The sequence below is a fragment of the Tenacibaculum sp. SM2510 genome (assembly GCF_057002845.1).
In genome coordinates this window covers 1,811,269-1,830,777 of the sequence record NZ_CP192703.1, presented here as the reverse complement: position 1 = coordinate 1,830,777, position 19,509 = coordinate 1,811,269, and the positions used below count along the sequence as shown (strand labels likewise).

The 19,509-nt window shown below is 30.7% G+C and carries 14 protein-coding genes; 7 read left to right on the top strand and 7 right to left on the bottom strand.

What is annotated here, in order from left to right; translation table 11 throughout:
• The first annotated feature begins 215 nt into the window (after positions 1 to 215).
• From ACQ629_RS08185 to ACQ629_RS08165, 5 genes are all read left to right on the top strand, one after another.
• Positions 216 to 1,418, top strand: a complete 1,203-nt coding sequence (locus tag ACQ629_RS08185; protein WP_483703962.1) for an exonuclease SbcCD subunit D C-terminal domain-containing protein — start codon at positions 216 to 218, stop codon at positions 1,416 to 1,418.
• Between the two features lie 12 nt (positions 1,419 to 1,430).
• Entirely contained in the window at positions 1,431 to 5,084 is a 3,654-nt protein-coding gene (locus ACQ629_RS08180) for an AAA family ATPase (RefSeq protein ID WP_483703960.1), read from the top strand.
• 75 nt (positions 5,085 to 5,159) lie between these two features.
• Complete coding sequence (mfd, locus tag ACQ629_RS08175) at positions 5,160 to 8,495, top strand: transcription-repair coupling factor (RefSeq protein WP_483703958.1); 3,336 nt, start codon at positions 5,160 to 5,162, stop codon at positions 8,493 to 8,495.
• A gap of 326 nt (positions 8,496 to 8,821) precedes the next feature.
• Complete coding sequence (locus ACQ629_RS08170) at positions 8,822 to 9,373, top strand: metal-dependent hydrolase (protein ID WP_483703956.1); 552 nt, start codon at positions 8,822 to 8,824, stop codon at positions 9,371 to 9,373.
• On the top strand, positions 9,363 to 10,220 hold the full coding sequence (locus tag ACQ629_RS08165; RefSeq protein WP_483703954.1) for a DMT family transporter: 858 nt from the start codon (positions 9,363 to 9,365) through the stop codon (positions 10,218 to 10,220). The genes ACQ629_RS08170 and ACQ629_RS08165 overlap by 11 nt, the downstream gene beginning before the upstream one ends.
• A 493-nt stretch (positions 10,221 to 10,713) precedes the next feature.
• Here ACQ629_RS08165 and ACQ629_RS08160 read toward each other — a convergent pair whose 3' ends face one another.
• Together ACQ629_RS08160 and dprA are read right to left on the bottom strand one after the other, a co-directional pair.
• Entirely contained in the window at positions 10,714 to 11,799 is a 1,086-nt protein-coding gene (locus ACQ629_RS08160) for a hypothetical protein (RefSeq protein ID WP_483703952.1), read from the bottom strand.
• 12 nt (positions 11,800 to 11,811) lie between these two features.
• Positions 11,812 to 12,915, bottom strand: a complete 1,104-nt coding sequence (gene dprA / locus ACQ629_RS08155) for a DNA-processing protein DprA (protein ID WP_483703950.1) — start codon at positions 12,913 to 12,915, stop codon at positions 11,812 to 11,814.
• Between the two features lie 95 nt (positions 12,916 to 13,010).
• Here dprA and ACQ629_RS08150 point away from each other — a divergent pair, with 95 nt between their 5' ends.
• Positions 13,011 to 13,907: an HU domain-containing protein gene (locus ACQ629_RS08150; protein ID WP_483703948.1), complete on the top strand. Its 897-nt coding sequence runs from the start codon at positions 13,011 to 13,013 to the stop codon at positions 13,905 to 13,907.
• 59 nt (positions 13,908 to 13,966) lie between these two features.
• Positions 13,967 to 14,479 carry an acyl-CoA thioesterase gene (locus ACQ629_RS08145; protein ID WP_483703946.1) on the top strand — a complete coding sequence of 171 codons (513 nt, stop codon included), beginning with the start codon at positions 13,967 to 13,969 and terminating at the stop codon, positions 14,477 to 14,479.
• Positions 14,480 to 14,486: 7 nt separating this feature from the next.
• Here the strand turns inward: ACQ629_RS08145 and ACQ629_RS08140 are convergent, their stop codons facing one another.
• The 5 genes from ACQ629_RS08140 to ACQ629_RS08120 are packed head-to-tail and all read right to left on the bottom strand — an operon-like array spanning position 14,487 to position 19,508.
• Positions 14,487 to 15,521: an AI-2E family transporter gene (locus ACQ629_RS08140; RefSeq protein ID WP_483703944.1), complete on the bottom strand. Its 1,035-nt coding sequence runs from the start codon at positions 15,519 to 15,521 to the stop codon at positions 14,487 to 14,489.
• Positions 15,522 to 15,530: 9 nt separating this feature from the next.
• Positions 15,531 to 16,748 carry a murein hydrolase activator EnvC family protein gene (locus ACQ629_RS08135; RefSeq protein ID WP_483703942.1) on the bottom strand — a complete coding sequence of 406 codons (1,218 nt, stop codon included), beginning with the start codon at positions 16,746 to 16,748 and terminating at the stop codon, positions 15,531 to 15,533.
• On the bottom strand, positions 16,748 to 17,518 hold the full coding sequence (gene lolB1 / locus ACQ629_RS08130; protein ID WP_483703940.1) for a lipoprotein insertase outer membrane protein LolB1: 771 nt from the start codon (positions 17,516 to 17,518) through the stop codon (positions 16,748 to 16,750). The genes ACQ629_RS08135 and lolB1 overlap by 1 nt, the downstream gene beginning before the upstream one ends.
• 24 nt (positions 17,519 to 17,542) lie before the next feature.
• Positions 17,543 to 18,514: a tetratricopeptide repeat protein gene (locus tag ACQ629_RS08125; protein WP_483703938.1), complete on the bottom strand. Its 972-nt coding sequence runs from the start codon at positions 18,512 to 18,514 to the stop codon at positions 17,543 to 17,545.
• On the bottom strand, positions 18,492 to 19,508 hold the full coding sequence (locus tag ACQ629_RS08120; RefSeq protein WP_483703936.1) for a sugar phosphate nucleotidyltransferase: 1,017 nt from the start codon (positions 19,506 to 19,508) through the stop codon (positions 18,492 to 18,494). Before ACQ629_RS08120 ends, ACQ629_RS08125 begins: the two co-directional genes overlap by 23 nt.
• Between the last annotated feature and the right edge of the window lies 1 nt (position 19,509).

Below are 19,509 nucleotides of genomic sequence, written 5' to 3'. Positions count from 1 at the left end.
TTAAATGCAATTTTGTACAGTAAACAAGGAAATTGATAAAACAAGAAAATATTTTTTTCTAATTCTTGTTATTTTTTGATTATTATGTAGTTTTAGAAATGAAAATTAAAAAAGTATAGCTTTCCTAAGCTTAGTCTTTATTTTTACAAATTGTAAATAACAAAGTTTTACTTCCTTAATTTATAAGTTGCTATATAAGTTTAAAAAAATATTAAATGAAAATACTTCATACTGCCGATTGGCATTTGGGTCATAGATTACACGAACAATCGCAATTAGAAGAACAAACTCTTTTCTTAAGTTGGATTGAAAATTATATTATTGATGAAAAAATAGATGTATTATTAATTTCAGGAGACATATTTGATACCGGTTCACCCTCTAACCAAAGTTTGGAGATGTATTACAGCTTTTTGGTAAAATTAAAAGTAACCAGCTGTAAATCTATAATTATTACTGGCGGTAATCACGATTCACCAGGAACTTTAAACGCCCCAAAACATATATTAGATGCATTGTCTATAAAAGTGGTTGGTAAAGCAACAGAAAACATTAAAGATGAAGTTTTTAAAATTGAAATAAATGATGAAAAACTCATCGTTGGTGCGGTTCCTTATTTGCGTGATGGAGATATTAGAAGAGCGGTGGCAGGAGAATCTTTTGATGAGCTTACAGATAAGTATAAAACAGCTTTAATTAACCATTATCAGTTAGTTGCGGAACAATGCGAATTAATAAATACAAGCAATGCGCCCGTAATTGCAATGGGACATTTATTTGCAACAGGTGGTTCGGTTTCAGACAGTGAACAAAACATTTATGTGGGTACTTTAGGGCATATTGGTGCAGCAGATTTTCCTAGGTATTTTAATTATATCGCCTTAGGGCATTTACATAGACCACAAATAATTGGTGGAAATGACAAAGTAAGATACTCTGGTTCTCCAAATATTTTAAGTTTTAGTGAAATTAATTATGATAAAAAAATACTTGTTTTAACTACCAAAAACAATGAAATAAGTGCTATTGAAGATGTTGTAATTCCGCGTTTTAGAGAGTTTTATAAATTAACTGGTACCATGACCGAATGTATTGATGGGTTTTCGAGTATTACTTCTAATCCTTATAAATTAACACCTTGGGTAGAAATTATTTTAAATGAAAATAATACTATAAATACAGAAGAGCTAAAACTAGCTGCAGAAAAACATTCCTTCGAAATATTAAAAACCTCTTTAAAAAAACAACGAAAAACACAAGGAATTGAAGAATTGCTAGAAAACACAAAATCGATTAAAGAATTATTACCTACGGAAGTTTTTAGGCTAAAGTGTGAAGAAATGGATTTCGATTTAAAGGAAAATCCAGAAGTTTGGGATGCCTTTAATGAAGTATTACAAGTTGTTAAAAATCAATAATTATATATTGATATGAAAATATTAAAAATAGAATTACAAAACATAAATTCTTTAAAATCGGATACATCTATTGTAATCGATTTTGAAAATGAGCAATTTAAAGATGTTGGTTTATTTGCCATTACAGGTTCTACTGGTGCAGGAAAAACTACTATTTTAGATGCTATAACGATTGCCTTATATCATAATGTTCCACGTTTTAGTGGCACAAAAGGTACTTTGATTGATGTGGTAAGTCACAGTGCAAATGATGCTTTTACTAGGGTTACTTTCGAGAACAATAACATTATTTATGAAGCCTTTTGGGGAATTAGAATTGCTGATAAATCAGGGAAAAAATATAAGAATGCCAAAGAAGAAGTAAGTTTAAAAAACTTAACGACCGATGTTATTATTGCCACTCAAAAACGGAGTTTAATTTTAGAAGTAAATAAGGTAACTCAGTTAGATTATAATCAGTTTTTACGATCTGTAATGCTGGCTCAAGGTGATTTTGCGTCGTTTTTATCTGCCAAAGGGCCAGATAAAGGAAAGTTACTAGAGCAAATTACGGGTGAAGAAATTTATAAAAAAATAGGTCAAGGTGTTTTAGATAGAAAATCGAAAGAAGACAAAAAGTTAAAAGATATTCAAGCTAAAATCAACTCAGAAGATGTTTTAACAACAGAAGAAAAAAAAGCACTAAAACAAAAAGATACAACACTTACTTCGGATATTAATACTATCGAAAAAGAGTTAAAAGCTGCGCAAGTTATAGCCGATTGGTATGTTCAGTTTGATAAACTAACTTCAGAGGCAAAAGAACAAGAAGAGGCTGTTAAAAGCATAGATGTTTATATAAAAAAGCATCAAACAGAACTAGATGCTTTGGATTTAAATGAAAAAGCATCACCATTTAAAGAACTTATTCATGATTTAAATAGAGCAGAAAAAGAACAACTTCAAAAAATAGCAATATTAAAAAATATAGAAAACCAATTAGCACAATTAAAACCAACAATTGATGGTTTAGAAATGTTGGTTTCAACAGAAACATCGCTGTTTGAAAAAGCAAATAAAGAATTTTCGGAATGGCTTCCAAAGCTCGATTTAATAACAAAACTAGACGGACAATTAAAAAATGAAGTATCTCAAAAAGAAAAAAATACGCAACAACTCAAAGTAGTAGCCGAACAAATTGAGCGTTTAAAAGAAGAAGAAAAAAGCATACTCAAAGAAATTACAGTAACGACGACAAAAGTAAAAACAACTGCATTGTTTTTAAATGAAAACAAATTATTGAAAGAGGTTGCTCATAAAATTTCTAGTTGGACAAAAGATCTAACAACCTTAAAAGCTAGTAAACAATCTTTAAAGGAAGATGTAGACTTTGTAGCGTTTAAAAAGAAAGAAGTTCTAAAAAACACGCATCTTTTAACAACTGATGTTGAATTATTAGATAAAAAGTCAACAGAAATTGCGATTATAGAAAAAGAATACGTTCGTATTTCAGATGAATTGGCGAAAAAAAATATTCAGCAACTTTTAAAGAGTAAAGAAGAATTACTGGAGCAAAAAGGCAATTGGGAACAGTTTAAAAATATTTCTGAACAAACACTTAAAGCGAAAGCTGCACAAACGGAAATAGAAGCTGATCAACACAAATTAGTAAACGTTTCAAAATTATTAGAAGAAGAGTTGAAGTTGGTGAAAATAGCTTTTGAAAATCAAGAAAAAGCAGTTAGTGATGCCTCAAAAATTTTAGATTTAGAAAAAAGCATTGCAAATTACGAAAGTGATCGCTTGCGATTAAAGGCAGGAGAACCTTGTGGTTTATGCGGATCTACAGCACATCCGTTTGTAGATGACTCAAAAATAAATGAGGTTTCTAATGCCGAATTAGAATTTAATTCAAGAACAATAAAATTACAGGAGCTTTCAATATCTAAGGGTACGTTAGAGGTAAAAAAAGCACAAATTGTAACCGAAATTGACGGATTCAATAAGCAAAGAAAAGCCATTATAATAGCGCTTGAAAATTTTGAATTATCAGCAAATAAAATTAATATTCAGTGTGAATTAACCGATGTCGATAAAATAAATGCAACGTTAAAATCAACCTCAGAAGCGTTGATGATTTTAAATAATGACATCGTAATTGCTCAAAAATTACAAACAGCTAAAAATGAATTTTCAGAGAAAATAAATATTTTAAAAGAAGGTTTAGGTACGTTAAAAACATCGGTTGCTACCAAAAAAGAGCATATTAAAAACAGCGCTAGCGAGATTGAAACTAAAGAGCAAGTAATAGCACGGTTAAATGCAACTTGTAGTAATTTAGAAAATGATTTAACAGTTAAATTGGCTAAATATAAGTACGCATTACCACCTATTGAAACGATAGATGTTTTTATTCAGAATATTGAAGCGTCCATTAGTAATTACAATAAAGAAACCCAAGTTTTTAATATACTAACATCAGAGCTTACTGTTTTAAAGAACAATAAAAAGAACAATGAAAAACAGCAAGAAAAAGACGATAGAACCTACAAAGAATACTTTAAAAATAAGGAGGAAAATGATGTTAAAATAAATGATTTTACCACAAAACGAATCGCTATTTTACCAATAAATGTTACGGTTACTAATAAAAGAGAGCGTTTGCAGTTGGTTGTTAATCAACGTAAAGAAAAATTAAATAATCATCAAAAAGATTTACAAAAATACCTCGATATAAAAACAGAAACTCTAGCTTTAAAAACAAATACAGCTAAAGAACTAACGGAGCTAATTACAGTTTTAACAGGCTTAAAATCAAATTTAGCAAACGATTTAAATCAGAGTGATTTTACTACTAAAGAGGAAATTGAAAAAGCGCTATTATCTAAGGAAAATATAGTTAAATACACGCAAAATAAAGAGCGTATTAAAGAAAATCAGATTACTCTTAAAACCAAAAAAGAAAGTAATTTAAAAGCTTTTGAAACTTTAAATAATCAGCGGAATTTTGAAATTTCGGTAATAGAAAACAACGCTGCTTTAGAAGATTTATCAACAAAAAACAAAGGATTTTTAACCGAAAAAGGTAAAATAGTAGAAGCTCTTAGAAAAGATCAACAAATAAGAGATCGAAATAAAGAAGTCTCTAAAAAGATAGATGCGCAAGCAAAAGTATGCGGTATTTGGGCTGCCTTATTTAAAGTTATTGGGAATTCGAAAGATGCGTTTAATGTGTATGTTCAGCGTTTAACCTTAAAACATTTGTTAGACCTTGCTAATGTGCATTTGTATAAGTTAAATAAGCGCTATTCATTAAAAATGGAAGAAGCCTACAAACCCAAAGAAGAGCTTAATTTTAATTTAATTGACCATTACCAAACAGACCAGGCAAGATTGGTAGATACCTCTAGCGGTGGTGAAAAATTTATTATTAGTTTAGCCTTGGCCTTAGGTTTATCAGATTTAGCAAGTAAAAATGTAAAAATAGATTCTTTATTTATTGATGAAGGTTTTGGTACTTTAGATAGCAATGCATTAGAAACAGTAATTTCTACCTTAGAAACTTTGCAAGCACAAGGCAAAATGATCGGAATTATATCGCATGTAGAAAATTTAAAAGAACGTATTCCTACTCAAATTAAAATCACCAAAAAAAGCAACGGAATAAGTGTTGTTGATATTGTGTAATGGCATTCTGGTAAAGAATAAAACGTACTAAATACAAAGAAATAATACTCGTATATTTGCGTAAATTTTTTAAGGTTGAGCAAGCAAATTATTGTAAATCATTACCAACAATCGGGCAACGTAAAGCAGGTTGTAAATGCACTTCAACAAGAACAACACCATTTTCAAATAACGAATTTGGTTGGTTCTTCGTTGTCTTTTGTTATTTCTGAAAGTTTTAAAAAAGCTGATAAACCCTTTTTGTTAATCTTTAACGATAAGGAAGAAGCGGCGTATTATTTAAACGATTTAGAACAATTATTAGGCGATAAAAACGTGTTGTTTTATCCGGGATCTTACCGAAGACCGTATCAGATAGAAGAAACCGATAACGCAAATGTATTGTTACGTTCTGAGGTTTTAAATCGAATTAATTCGCAAAAAAAACCAGCAATAATTGTTACCTATCCTACTGCTCTATTTGAAAAGGTAGTAACCAAAAAAGAACTCGAAAAGAATACCTTAAAAATTACGGTTGGCGAAAATGTATCGCCCGATTTTGTAAACGAGGTATTGTTTGAATACCACTTTAATCGTGTAGATTTTGTTACTGAACCAGGGGAGTTTTCGGTACGTGGAGGAATAATTGATGTGTTTTCATTTTCTAATGATGAGCCTTATCGAATGGAGTTTTTTGGTGATGAGGTAGATAGTATTCGAACTTTTGATGTAGAAACTCAACTTTCTAAAGAAAAACTCAAGAAAGTTTCTATAATGCCGAATGTAGAAAACAAAACACTACAAGAAAGTAGAGAAAGCTTCTTAAAATACATTGCTGCTAAAACAGCAATTTTTGTAAAAAACAACGATATTCTTACCGAAAATTTAGATAAGTTTTATAAAAAAGCAGAGTTATCGTTTAATGAACTATCTACAGATATAAAACATTCAAAACCTTCAGAATTATTTTGTGATGGTACTTTGATAAAAGAACAATTAGCAGATTTTACATTGGTTGAAATGTCATCTCGAGCAAATTCGAGAGATGTCTCGGAAATAAAATTTGATACCCATCCGCAGCCCTCTTTTAATAAAAAATTCGATTTGTTAATTCAGAATTTCAACGAATTTTCAGCAAAAGGATTTACCAATTACATATTCTGCTCTAACGATAAACAAGCACAACGATTCCACGATATTTTTGATGATAATGAAGCCGAGGTTTCTTATGAAATTATTGTATTTCCGTTATACCAAGGATTTGTAGATTTAGAAAACAAGATTGTTTGTTATACCGATCATCAAATATTTGAGCGTTATTATAAATTCCGCTTAAAAAATGGTTATGAGAAAAAGCAATCCATCACATTACAAGAACTTACCAAACTAGAAATTGGTGATTATGTAACGCATATCGATCACGGAATAGGAAAATTTGCAGGTTTACAAAAAATTGATGTAGAAGGAAAAAAACAAGAAGCTATTAAGCTTATTTATGGTGATCGTGATATTTTATATGTAAGTATTCACTCGTTACATAAAGTATCAAAATTCAACGGTAAAGATGGTAAGCCGCCTAAAATATACAAGCTAGGTTCTGGCGCTTGGAAAAAAGTAAAGCAAAAAACCAAGGCAAGAGTAAAACACATTGCATTTAATTTAATTCAGTTATACGCAAAGCGAAAATTACAAAAAGGATATGCTTTCGGGCCAGATACGCACATGCAACATGAGTTAGAGGCTAGCTTTATTTACGAAGATACCCCAGATCAATTTACATCAACTCAAGATGTAAAAGAAGATATGGAAAAAGCACAACCTATGGATCGTTTGGTGTGTGGTGATGTTGGATTTGGTAAAACAGAAATAGCAATTCGAGCTGCTTTTAAAGCAGTAGATAACGGAAAACAAGTGGCTATTCTAGTTCCTACAACCATTTTGGCATTTCAGCACTTTAAAACCTTCACAGAGCGCTTAAAAGACTTTCCGGTTACAATTGATTACCTAAACCGTTTTAGAACCACAAAACAGCGTAACGCTGTTTTAGAAGGCGTTACTAACGGAAGTGTAGATATTGTGATAGGAACGCATCAATTAACGAATAAAAAAATCCAATTTAAAGATTTAGGTTTATTGGTGATTGATGAAGAACAAAAATTTGGCGTTGCTGTAAAAGACAAGCTAAAAACGATTAAAGAAAATGTAGATACTTTAACACTAACAGCAACACCAATACCACGAACGCTACAATTTAGTTTAATGGCAGCACGTGATTTATCGGTAATAAAAACAGCGCCACCAAACCGTCACCCGATAGAAACCAATGTGATCCGCTTTAGCGAAGAAACCATTCGTGATGCTATTTCGTATGAAATTTCTCGTGGTGGTCAAGTATTTTTTATCCACAATAGAATAGAAAATATAAAAGAAGTAGCTGGTTTATTACAACGTTTAGTTCCGTCGGCTAAAATAGGAATTGGTCACGGGCAAATGGAAGGTAAAAAGCTAGAGGAATTGATGCTTGGGTTTATGAACAATGAGTTTGATGTATTGGTATCTACCACTATTATCGAAAGCGGATTAGATGTACCAAATGCCAACACTATTTTTATAAATAATGCGAATAACTTCGGATTGTCTGACCTGCACCAAATGCGTGGTCGTGTTGGGCGATCTAACAAAAAAGCCTTTTGCCATTTTATTACGCCACCGTTTCATATGATGACGGATGATGCGCGTAAACGTATTGAAGCATTGGTGTTATTTTCTGATTTAGGAAGTGGATTAAATATTGCCATGAAAGATTTAGAAATTCGTGGTGCAGGAGATTTATTAGGTGGTGAACAAAGCGGATTTATTAATGATATTGGATTTGATGCCTATCAGAAAATTTTGGAAGAAGCTATTCAAGAGCTAAAAGAAAACGAGTTTAAAGAACTGTATCCGGTAGATGAAAATGCACCGAAAGAGTATGTAAAAGAAGTACAGATAGATACCGATTTCGAAATTCTTTTTCCTGATGATTATGTAAATTCTGTAACCGAAAGATTGAGCTTATACAACAAGTTAGGAACGTTAACCGAAGAAAAGGAATTGGTTGAATTCGAAAGTCAAATTACCGATCGTTTTGGTGAATACCCAACGCAAGTTCAAGATTTATTAGACAGTGTTCGTATAAAATGGTTGGCGAAAGAGTTAGGTTTAGAAAAAATAATCTTGAAACAAAAACGTATGATTGGCTACTTTGTTTCTGATCAACAAAGTGGGTTTTATCAAGCACCAGCATTTACAAAAATGCTGCAGTATGTTCAAAAGAACTCTAAAAGCTGTGTGATGAAAGAAAAACAAACCAAAAACGGATTGCGATTATTAATCACTTTTATTAGAATTGATTCAGTGAATACAGCTTTAAAAATATTACAAAAAGTATAAAACGAACGTCATTGCGAGTCACGAAGCAATCTTTAGACAGAAAAGTCAAGAGATTACTTCGTAATCCTTGCTCGTAATGACGATCAGTAAGGGTATTCTTACTAAATGTGAGAACGGACGTCATTGCGAGTCACGAAGCAATCCTTAGATAGAAAAGTAAATCAAGAGATTACTTCGTCATCCTTCCTCGTAATGACGAGCAGTAAGGGTATTCTTACTAAATGAGAGAACGAACGTCATTGGGAGGTACAGAAGCAATTTGTATCTAAATAGAAGATTATTTCATCATTTTACTCTTCGTAATAAAGAAAAATAAAAAACATAAAATGGCATCAATATTTGGTCATGCATTAGTATCGTTTGCCTTCGGAAAAGGGTTTTCGAAATCGGTTGTAAATTTGAAGTTCCTTTTATTAGGTATTGGTTGTGCAATAGTACCAGACGCTGATGTAATCGGCTTTAGCTTCGGAGTTAAATACGGCAGTTTTTGGGGACATCGCGGCTTTTCGCATTCACTTTTCTTTGCGTTCATTTTAGGTTTTTTAATCACCTTAATATTTTACAGAAAAGAAATATTCACCAAAAAAGGTGCAGTTCTCATTTTATTTTTTACAATATGTACCGCTTCACATGCTATTTTAGATGCTTTAACAACTGGTGGTTTAGGAGTTGCATTTTTTTCTCCTTTCGATACGAGTCGTTATTTTTTTCCGTGGCGACCAATTAAAGTATCACCTATTGGAATTGAACGTTTTTTTAGTGAAAGAGGCGTTAAAGTGCTTATGAGTGAGTTTATTTGGATTGGAATTCCGAGTATAATTTATATGTTAATTATGAGCTATTTTAAAAGAATCAAAAAAATAACCAATGCAAAATAATCATCTAAAAAATATATCAGGTTTACTGTTAGCAACACTTTTTATAAGTACGTCGGGTGTTTTAGGTAAATATATAGCCATGCCATCAGAAGTAATTGTATGGTTTCGCTCTGCTTTTGCCATGGTATTTTTATATGTTTTTTGTCGATTTAAAAAAATAGATATTCAATTAAAATCAACCAAACATGTTGTTCCGTTTATTATTAGCGGAATTTTCATGGCACTTCATTGGATTACCTATTTCTACGCTTTAAAACGATCTAATGTAGCCATCGGAATGCTATCTTTATATACTTTTCCGGTAATGATTTCTTTTTTAGAACCGTTGTTCTTGAAAATAAAATTCAACCCTATATATCTTCTTTTAGGTTGTATGGTTTTATTGGGGATTTACATATTGGCCCCCAATTTTAATTTAGAAAGCGAGAATGTTCAAGGAATATTATTCGGACTCCTCTCTGCCCTATGCTACTCGATTAGAATCTTAATTTTAAAACAATACGTATTGCAATACAACGGTGTATTATTAATGTTTTATCAAACTTTAATAATTACAATATGTTTAGTACCTGTATTGTTTTTTATGGATGTTTCTGGGTTTGAAAGTCAATATCCGTATGTATTATTGTTAGCATTGTTAACCACCGCAATTGGGCATAGTTTAATGGTACATTCACTACAATTTTTCTCAGTTTCCGCGGCAAGTATTATTAGTAGTGTACAACCAATATTCGGAATCATTTTAGCTTTTGTATTTTTAAATGAAATCCCCACGTGGAACACTTTTATGGGCGGGAGTTTAATTTTAGCAACGGTTGTTATAGAAAGTATCCGAAGTAAAAAATAACATTGTTAGAGTTACTAAAAACCAAATAAGGTGCGTGATTTTTATAGCTCTTCTTTTTAAGACTTTTTATTTAGCTGTTCTTTTAAATCAGTAAGAAAAGGAACTATCAAATATTAAAAATAGTAAAAGATATGTATACGTTTTGCAACTTATTACGGCTAAAACCTATGCTAAGGTAGCTTATAAAGCTACGTTGGGTGAAATAAATGATATGGTCGTTTGGTGTTTTAGTTGAAACCTACTCAAAAAAAATAAAAAAACTGGTAAAACATATAGAGTTTTGCAGGTGAATCTCATATAGAATTAATCTATTTTAGTAAAAAGGTACCGAAATAAAAACTATAAATTCATACGATTCTAACGCAAATGTTGGCGATAAATATTCCACTTCTCAAAAGGAATTTTTCACAAAATTATAAGCTCAAAAAAATGACTTTTAAAAAAGTGATAAAAATATACTCTCCAATACAGGTTATTGAAGAGTATATTTTTATTAATGTGTTTTTTGCTGTTGCTGTATAATACTTTTCATCGTTACGTCTTCGTAGTTTCTACGAATAAAGGTTAAAGCATTATCTAGTACTTCTCCCATACCGTCACTATCTCTAAAATTTATATCGCCGGTAAGTTCAAAAATTTCGGATTTTAATTTTTCTATATTTTTAGGAATCGAAATATTATCTGATTTCATTGCGGCAAGCAATCTATTTAAGCGAGATCGAGTTGCTAAAATTCGTTTTGCAACAATAGATCGTTCTTCTAATTGATATTGCTCTACTGATTCTGAATCTAATTTTTTAGCAACTAACTGCACCATCTTTAAGTTCTCTTTGAAAAACTGCGGATAATATACTTTAAATTTACCTTCATAACATTGTTGGTCAAAATCTATCGGACGTATTTTATATACTACATTTTCAAAATCATGCGTAGGCACCACCACATAATTGTAAGAGCGCATATCGCCCAATAAACGAATCATACAACGTTCGTTAAATTTCACAAATTCTTTTGCTAATTGTGTTTTTTCAATTTCTAAACAATCATCTAAATAATCTTTAATAAAAACATCTCCAGGAATTCCTGAAATATGCTCTTCAATTAAAGTGTCTTTATATACTAAAAAGTTTAAGTTGTAAGGCGATAAAATATCTTCAATCTCTAAACCATAAACACGAGAAGCATCGGTTTTTTTTACGTAAAAATAGGTATAGTTATCGTTTAAAATATTACGAACTTTTACTCTAAAGGGTTGAGAATTACCAAAGGTACAAAAATCAACGGCATCAATATTTAAGTGTTTAATACCAGCGTCAGAACCATTTGAGTGTAATATATTATAAATCTTCTTTAAACTTAAATCTATCTCCTGTCGTTCAAATTCATTGTAATATACACGAACCCACAAAGTATCGTTATCATCTTTATCGTACACAGATATTGCTCCTTGAAAACGCAACAAATCATCATAAAAAATAGGAATTTGAATTGTTCTATTATGCCTTTTTAAATAAAGCGAAAGCTTTTTATTAATAGGGTATGCAGGTTTTCTTTGGGATATTAATTTTTCTTCAGACATGCGTCAAAGGTACTAAACCTCAAACAATTTACCGGGCAAAGGTTTAACAATGCCTTTAAGCTCCATCTCAAGCAATAAAGAGGATAATTTATAAACAGGAATATCACATTCTAAAGCAATCAGATCTAACAACTGCTTACCATTTTGTTGTAAAAAATTAAACACTTTTTGCTCGTGTTCATTTAAATTAATAAATAATTGCTGTTGCACAGGGTTTGCTGCTTTTGATTGTTGAATATCCCAATTCAGCATTTTTATAATATCAGTAGCTGAGGTTAATAAATGCGCTTGGTTATTTTTAATAAGATTATTACAGCCTTTGCTATACATGTCAGTGGTTCTACCAGGCAAAGAAAAAACATCACGATTATAAGAATTTGCAATATCTGAGGTTACCAATGACCCTCCTTTTTCTGCGGATTCTACTATAATTGTAGCTTTAGATATGCCTGCAACAATACGATTTCGTTTTAAAAAATTTTCACGTAGCGGTTGTTCATTGTGCCAAAACTCAGTTATAAATCCGCCATTTTTATTTAATTCGCTAATGTATTTTTTATGTATTTTCGGATAAATTTGTTCTAGCCCGTGTGCTAATACCCCAATAGTTTGCAAGTTGTTTTTAATAGCAGCTTTATGAGCACAAATATCTACGCCGTATGCAAATCCACTTACAATGATCGGATTATATTCTGATAAATCTTCTATTAATTGATTGCAGAAATCACGACCGTAGGAAGTTATTTTCCTTGTACCTACAATAGAAATAATTTTTTTACTGTTAAGGTTTATATTACCATCTTTAAAAAATAAGATAGGTCCGTCAATGCATTGTTTTAGGTTTTGAGGATAATCAGCATCCAAAAAATAGGAGTATTGAATGTTATTTTTTTGAATATACTGTAACTCCTCCTCTGCCCTTTTTAAGTTAGTAATATCAAATAAATGTTTTGTAACATGAGAACCGATTCCGTTTATTTTTTGCAAAGAATTTGCAGTTTCTTTAAACACCTGTTCTACATTACCAGTTACAGAAATTAACTTTTTAGCTAAAATATCACCTACATTTTTAGTAGCTTGTAACCTAAGAATAGCTAAGATTTTAGTTGATTTCATGCAGCAATAATTTGATTATCAATATACAAAAAATCTGTTGATAAAATTTATGTAAAAACTAGAAACAACTCAGCAAAAAAACTATATTTGTTATTATGACATTAGCCAACTACATAAACGATTTATTATACAGATACGATTGCGTAATTGTTCCTGAGTTTGGAGGTTTTGTAACCAACAAAATAGGTGCTAAAATGAATGATACTACGCATACATTTCATCCGCCGAAAAAACAAATTACCTTTAATGCGTACTTGCAACATAATGATGGTTTATTGGCAAACCATATTGCTTCAAGTAAAAATATTTCTTTTGAAAAAGCAACAGCCTTTATAGCAAATGCAGTTGTTGAATGGAAAAAAGAAATAGCAACAAATACCATTACAGTTGCTTCTGTAGGAACGTTAGTTTTAAACGATGCAAAACAAGTTGTTTTTGAACCAAATACTAAACACAATTTTTTAATAGCATCTTTCGGATTATCAGAGGTGGAAAGTAATTCAGTAACAAGGTTTAAACAAGAAATTAAGCCACTACCTATTGTTGCAGCAAAGGAAAATAAAATTCCGGTATTTTTAAAATATGCAGCAACGGCCGTAATTTTATTAGGAGCTAGTTATGCTGGTTGGAATGGTGTTCAGAATCAATCTGAAAATAAATTATTAGCAGATCAACAAAAATCAGCTGTAAAAAAAATACAGTCAGCAACTTTTGTAATCGACAACCCATTACCTACCATTAATTTAAATGTAACAAAATCTAAAGAAAATAATTTTCATATTGTTGCTGGTGCTTTTCAGGAAGTGAAAAATGCGGAAAATAAATTAGCAGAACTACAACAACTTGGTTATAATGCTAAAATAATAGGGATAAATAAATTTGGATTAACTCAAGTAACATTTACAAGTTTTAGCTCTAAAGAAGAAGCCCGCAAAGAGTTAGCATTGATTCAGGAAACTGTAAGTGCCGATGCTTGGTTATTGATTAAATAATCGGCTTTTAAATAATTTACTTTTAGCTTTATTTATATCTTTGCATCAAAATTTAACTGATGACAGCTAAAACACCAAAAGAATCATTAACAGTACTTACCGACCTTGTTTTACCAGGAGAAACTAATTATTTAGACAATCTTTTTGGAGGAGAATTATTAGCTCGTATGGATAGAGCTTGTAGTATCGCTGCACGTCGTCATTCTAGAAGAATTGTAGTTACTGCTTCTGTAAACCATGTTGCTTTTACCAAATCGGTTCCTGTTGGAAGTGTTGTTACTGTTGAGGCAAAGGTTTCGAGAGCTTTTAAATCATCAATGGAAATATATGTTGATGTTTGGATTGAAGATCGCCAATCTGGTGAAAAAACGAAGGTAAACGAAGGTATTTATACATTTGTTGCTGTTGATGAAACAGGAAAACCGGTACCAGTTGCTCAAATTAATCCAGAAACTGAATTAGAGAAAAAACGATACGATGGTGCTTTGCGTAGAAAACAATTAAGTTTAGTTTTAGCGGGTAAATTAGACCCTAAAGAAGCTACAGAGCTTAAAGCGTTGTTCTTAGGGTAAAAACAGCTTAAAGCTCATCTATTTCGCCGTTTTCGGACAAGAAAATGGCGACTGCTTTTGTTTTTTCGAATTGAGAAAAGATAATAATCATAATTACGGTAATTGGTACACTTAAAATCATACCAGTAACTCCCCATATTTTACCCCAAACAGCCAGAGATAGTATAGTTACTAACGGACTTAAGTTTAGTGATTTCCCAAATAATTTTGGTTCAATAATATTACCAACCACTACTTGTACAGAACCTACGGCAATTAATACAATTAAGAATGGTGTAAATTCACCAAATTGAATTAAACTAAAAGTAGCTGGGAATATTGTTGCAACTAATGAACCGATTGTTGGTATATAATTTAGTAAAAAGATTAAAAATGCCCAAAAAGGCGCGCTATCTACACCTACAATAAGTAAAACCGTATAACTTAACAAACCGGTAAGTAAACTTACATACGTTTTTAAGCGAAGGTAATTTGAAATAGAAAACTCAATTTTATCTAACATAAATTTCATGTTAGTGTATTTATCATCTTTATCTTTAAAAACCTTTACTAACTTCTTTTTAAAACTACTTTCTTCTAAAAAGATAAATAAAGCGTAGATTATTATCATAAAAGTATCGCCCAATAAACTACTAATTCCATTAGCAATATCTCCTAAAACCGATCCGTAATTAAAATCACCTATTACCGATTTTACCGATTTAATAATATCAATGTGAAAGTAAGCATCTAAACTATTAATAATAGCATCAATATTGGGCTCGTATTTAGAGTAAGAAGTTGTTAAATCCGATATACTATTTGTAATAATTCCCGATACAAAACCAAAGCTTAAAACAATAAAAGTAAACACAAATATGTTGCTCAACCAAATAGGTATAAATCTTTTAGCAAGCGGTATTTTGTATATGGTTTTACGTATTTCACGTGTTAAAAACCAAAAAATTAAGGCAAAAATAAACGGAATTAAAATTCCTTTACCAATAACCAATGCGGCTATAATTACAACAATAATGATGATGAAATTTGCAGGATTTTTCATTGATTTAGGTTAGTTGGTACGTATCCATTTTGCAGGATTTAATTTAGCGGTATTTTTAAATAAAACAAAAAGTAATTTAGTTTTACCTGAAACTTTATCAGTAAAAACTTTACCTACTTTATCACCAGTCTTTATAATTTCTCCTTTTTTTACATACACACTCTCTAGGTTGTTATAAGCTGATATATAACTACCGTGTTGTATTAATACAGATTTTTTTCCGCCAGATTGTGATTGCAAAGCTAAAACTTTACCGTTAAAAATACTTTTTGCATCGGTATTTTTTCTTGTAACAATATGTAACCCTGGGCTATTAATTTCAATTCCAGAAAAAGTTGGGTGTGGTTGTATTCCGTATTTTCTTGTAATAATTCCGTTTACGGGCCAAGGTAAACTTCCTTTGTTTTGCTCGAAATTTGCTAATAATTTTTTTTCTGCGGCATCTAAAACAAAACCTGAAGACGATGCCTTTTTAGTTGTTTTTTTCGTCTTATTAGCTTTAGCAATAGCATCTTTAATTAATTTATCGATACGAGCTGTTATACGCTGCTCTTCTTTTAATTTTTGCTGTAAATTTCTTTTATACTTATTTTCTTCTTTTTTGATTTTAGAAACTAATTGTTCTTGATTCTTTTTATCAGATTCAATTTCTTCTTTTTGAGACTTCTCGTCAGAAATTAAGGTTTCTTTTGTTTTTCTTTTGTGTATTAAAGAATCATTAAAGGCTTTAATTTCGATTGTTTTTATAACAATATCTTCTCCTTGTTTTTTTCGGTAATCATTGTACTGCTGCATGTATTTTAATCGCTTATAGGCTTGATAAAAGCTTTCAGAAGACAATAAAAACATGGTTTTACTTTGCTGAGATTTACTTTTATGGGTTTTTACAACCATATCAGAGTACTCTTTTTTTAATTTTTTTAATTGCTCGTTATAAACAGCTAATTGTTTTTCGTTTAAAACTATTTCATCTGAAATTTTTTTAGTCTCTAGCTCAATAACCTGAATTAAACGCTCTCTAGCACCAATTTTTTGACTTAAATCTTTTAGGTCATCTAAAGCATTTCCTCGTTCTTTTTTAGCCTTAAACAACAAACTATTAATCTGCTTAATTTCATTTTTAATTGCTTTGTGCTTTTTTTCAAGTGTTTTTCGTTCTTGACTAAACGAAGAAAAACTTGCTAAAAAGAGACATAAAAAAGAGACATAAAAAAGAGTTTTTTTCATTATAGTGTAATTTCTTTATAACCGTTAGGCAATCTAAAATCAATATTCAATTTTGTATTAAACTCTACCGAGCGTGTTTCAATACCTATAACAGTAAATTTATTGTTTTGTTTTGCGTTGATATTAATTTTTTGAGGAAACAAGACACCTTTTTTATTCAAATATTTAGGATATGAAATATCTAAACGTTGATTTTTTTGTGAGTTTACAACCGACTGTTTGTTTAGTTTATAATGAAGAGGGTTTATATTAAAAAATAAATCAAACAACTCAGGTTGATTTTTAGGTGATAGTTGATATGATTTTTCAAGAATTTCCACCTCGTGTCGTTCAGATTTTACGTTAAATAAAGATTGGCCTAACAACATGTTTTGTAATTGCTGAAAGTTAATATCAGTTCCTAATAATTTCTTTAACATCGAAAAATCTCCATCAAAATAATTTTTATAAAAAGAAGAATAAAACTGCACCTTTGTAGGAGTAATTTTGGCTTTAAAAACAGTAATATATTTAGTTCCCTTCAACCAAATAACTTCATTTTTTTTGATTTTCATTCGAACAGAAAAACCAACATCATCTTTAGCATTTTTATAATTAACCTTTAAACGGGCATCAATTGTTTTTTCATCGAAATTTGCCGAAATATGTTTTTTTGCCACTTTCCTGGCAGATATTTCTTTAATTTCAACCAAATTATTAGTTGCTGTCTTGGTCGATTTACATGAGGTAAAACCTAAAAATAAGACAATAAGTACTGTAAAGTATTTCATAGAATTTATAAATGGTAAAGAAAATTATTTTAGAATTTTACTAGCCTTACTTTTAAATAAATCCGCCTTTTGGGGGTTATTTAAGTTCTGATAAGCTCTTGCCATTTCTATATAAAATTTTGCTTCAATTTCGTTGTTATCAATTACAAAATCAATGCCGTTTTGCAAACTTTGTAATGCTTTTTTATATTTTTTATTATTGTTAAGCGCTTTACCGTTTATTAAATAAACAAATGGTTGCGCCGGAAACAGCGTTAAACCTTGCTCACTATATTTTAGCAAATCAGCATGATTACTTGTATTTAACTCGTTTAATAAAAGTTGTAAGCTACTATATGTTTTTTCTTTTTCGAAGGTTGCACGTAAATCAGTGCTTACGGTGTTCTTCTTGGTTTTTTTAACTTCAGTATTGTTAAGTTTTTCTTCAATTCTTCGAAGTCTAGCGTTTAATAGTTTATCCTCTTTTAACTCCGATAATACTATTTTTGCAGCAGGAATATCCCTGTTTTGTAAATGTAAAAAAACTAATAATTGTTTTTTCTTCGGATGTTTTTCTGCAATTTTTTCTTGCGTAACTATCGCATCATCAAAATTAGGAAGCCTTCTTAAAATGGTTACCTTATGCTCTAGCATCCATAAATTATTAGGCTCTTTAAGTAGGGCTAAATGTATATATTCTAAAGATTCATTACTTCTACCTAGTTTTAGGTAATTTTTAGAAAGTTCAAATAATACTGCTTTATTATGAGGCACAAGTTCATTACATTTTTCTAAATACTCAATAGCTTTTCTGTAATTATAAACGGCTTTTTGAGAGAGTGCCTTAAAAAAGTTATCTTGAAACTGGATGTCATTTTTTTCAATAACACCCACGGCAGCAGGAATGCTGTCTTGAGAGTAGATAAAGAGAGAGTAAAGAATCAAGAAAAAAGATAAATACACCTTAATTCTTGACTCTTTATTGCTTTTTTTATTATGTAAGATCTGTATAATCACCTATACTTACTGATGTATAATTAGCATTATATTTGGCATGATTACCAATCATTGCATTGTCTAATTTTGCATTAGAAATATGAACATTAGTTTGAATTAATGAATTTACGATTGTTGAATTTTCAACAACACTATTTTCACCGATTGAAACAAAAGGTCCGATTTTAGTATTCTTTAAAACCACGTTTTTACCTACAAAACAAGGTTGAATAATTTCTGAATTTTCTAACACAACATCGTTAGCAACTAAATTGTTACCGTCAGCTTGTTCGAAACCTAAAACTTGTTTGTTTGTATCAACTGTTGGGTCTTTTTTACCACAATCCATCCAAGCATCTACTTTACCAGGAATAAACTTAGCACCTTGTTGCTTTAAAGATTCTAACACTTCTGTTAATTGAAATTCTCCAGAAGGGCGAATATCATTATCAATTAAATGCTTTATTTCTTCACGAACTTTATCACCATCTTTAAAATAGTAAATTCCGATAATTGCTAAGTCAGAAACAAATTGTTTTGGCTTTTCAACGAAATCAGTAATAATTCCATCTTTTAATTTTACAACTCCAAATGCACCAGGATCTGCTACTTGTTTTACCCAAATAGCACCATCAGCATTTGCATCTAACGTAAAATCTGCTTTAAATAAAGTATCAGCAAAAGCAACAACACAAGAACCTGTTAATGATTCTTTTGCGCAATAAATTGCATGAGCTGTTCCTAACGCTTCTTCTTGAACGTACACAGAACCTTTGGCACCTAAACTTTCTGCAATAGCAATTAACTTATCTTTAGTATCTGCAGGAAAACCCTTTGCAGCAGTACCAATTATAAAAGCGATTTCTTCTATTGGTTGGTTTACAACCGAAGTAATATCTTCAACTAAACGTTGTACAATTGGCTTACCAGCTATAACTGTTAATGGCTTTGGAGTTGTTAATGTATGAGGTCTTAAACGAGACCCGATTCCTGCCATTGGAACTATAATTTTCATA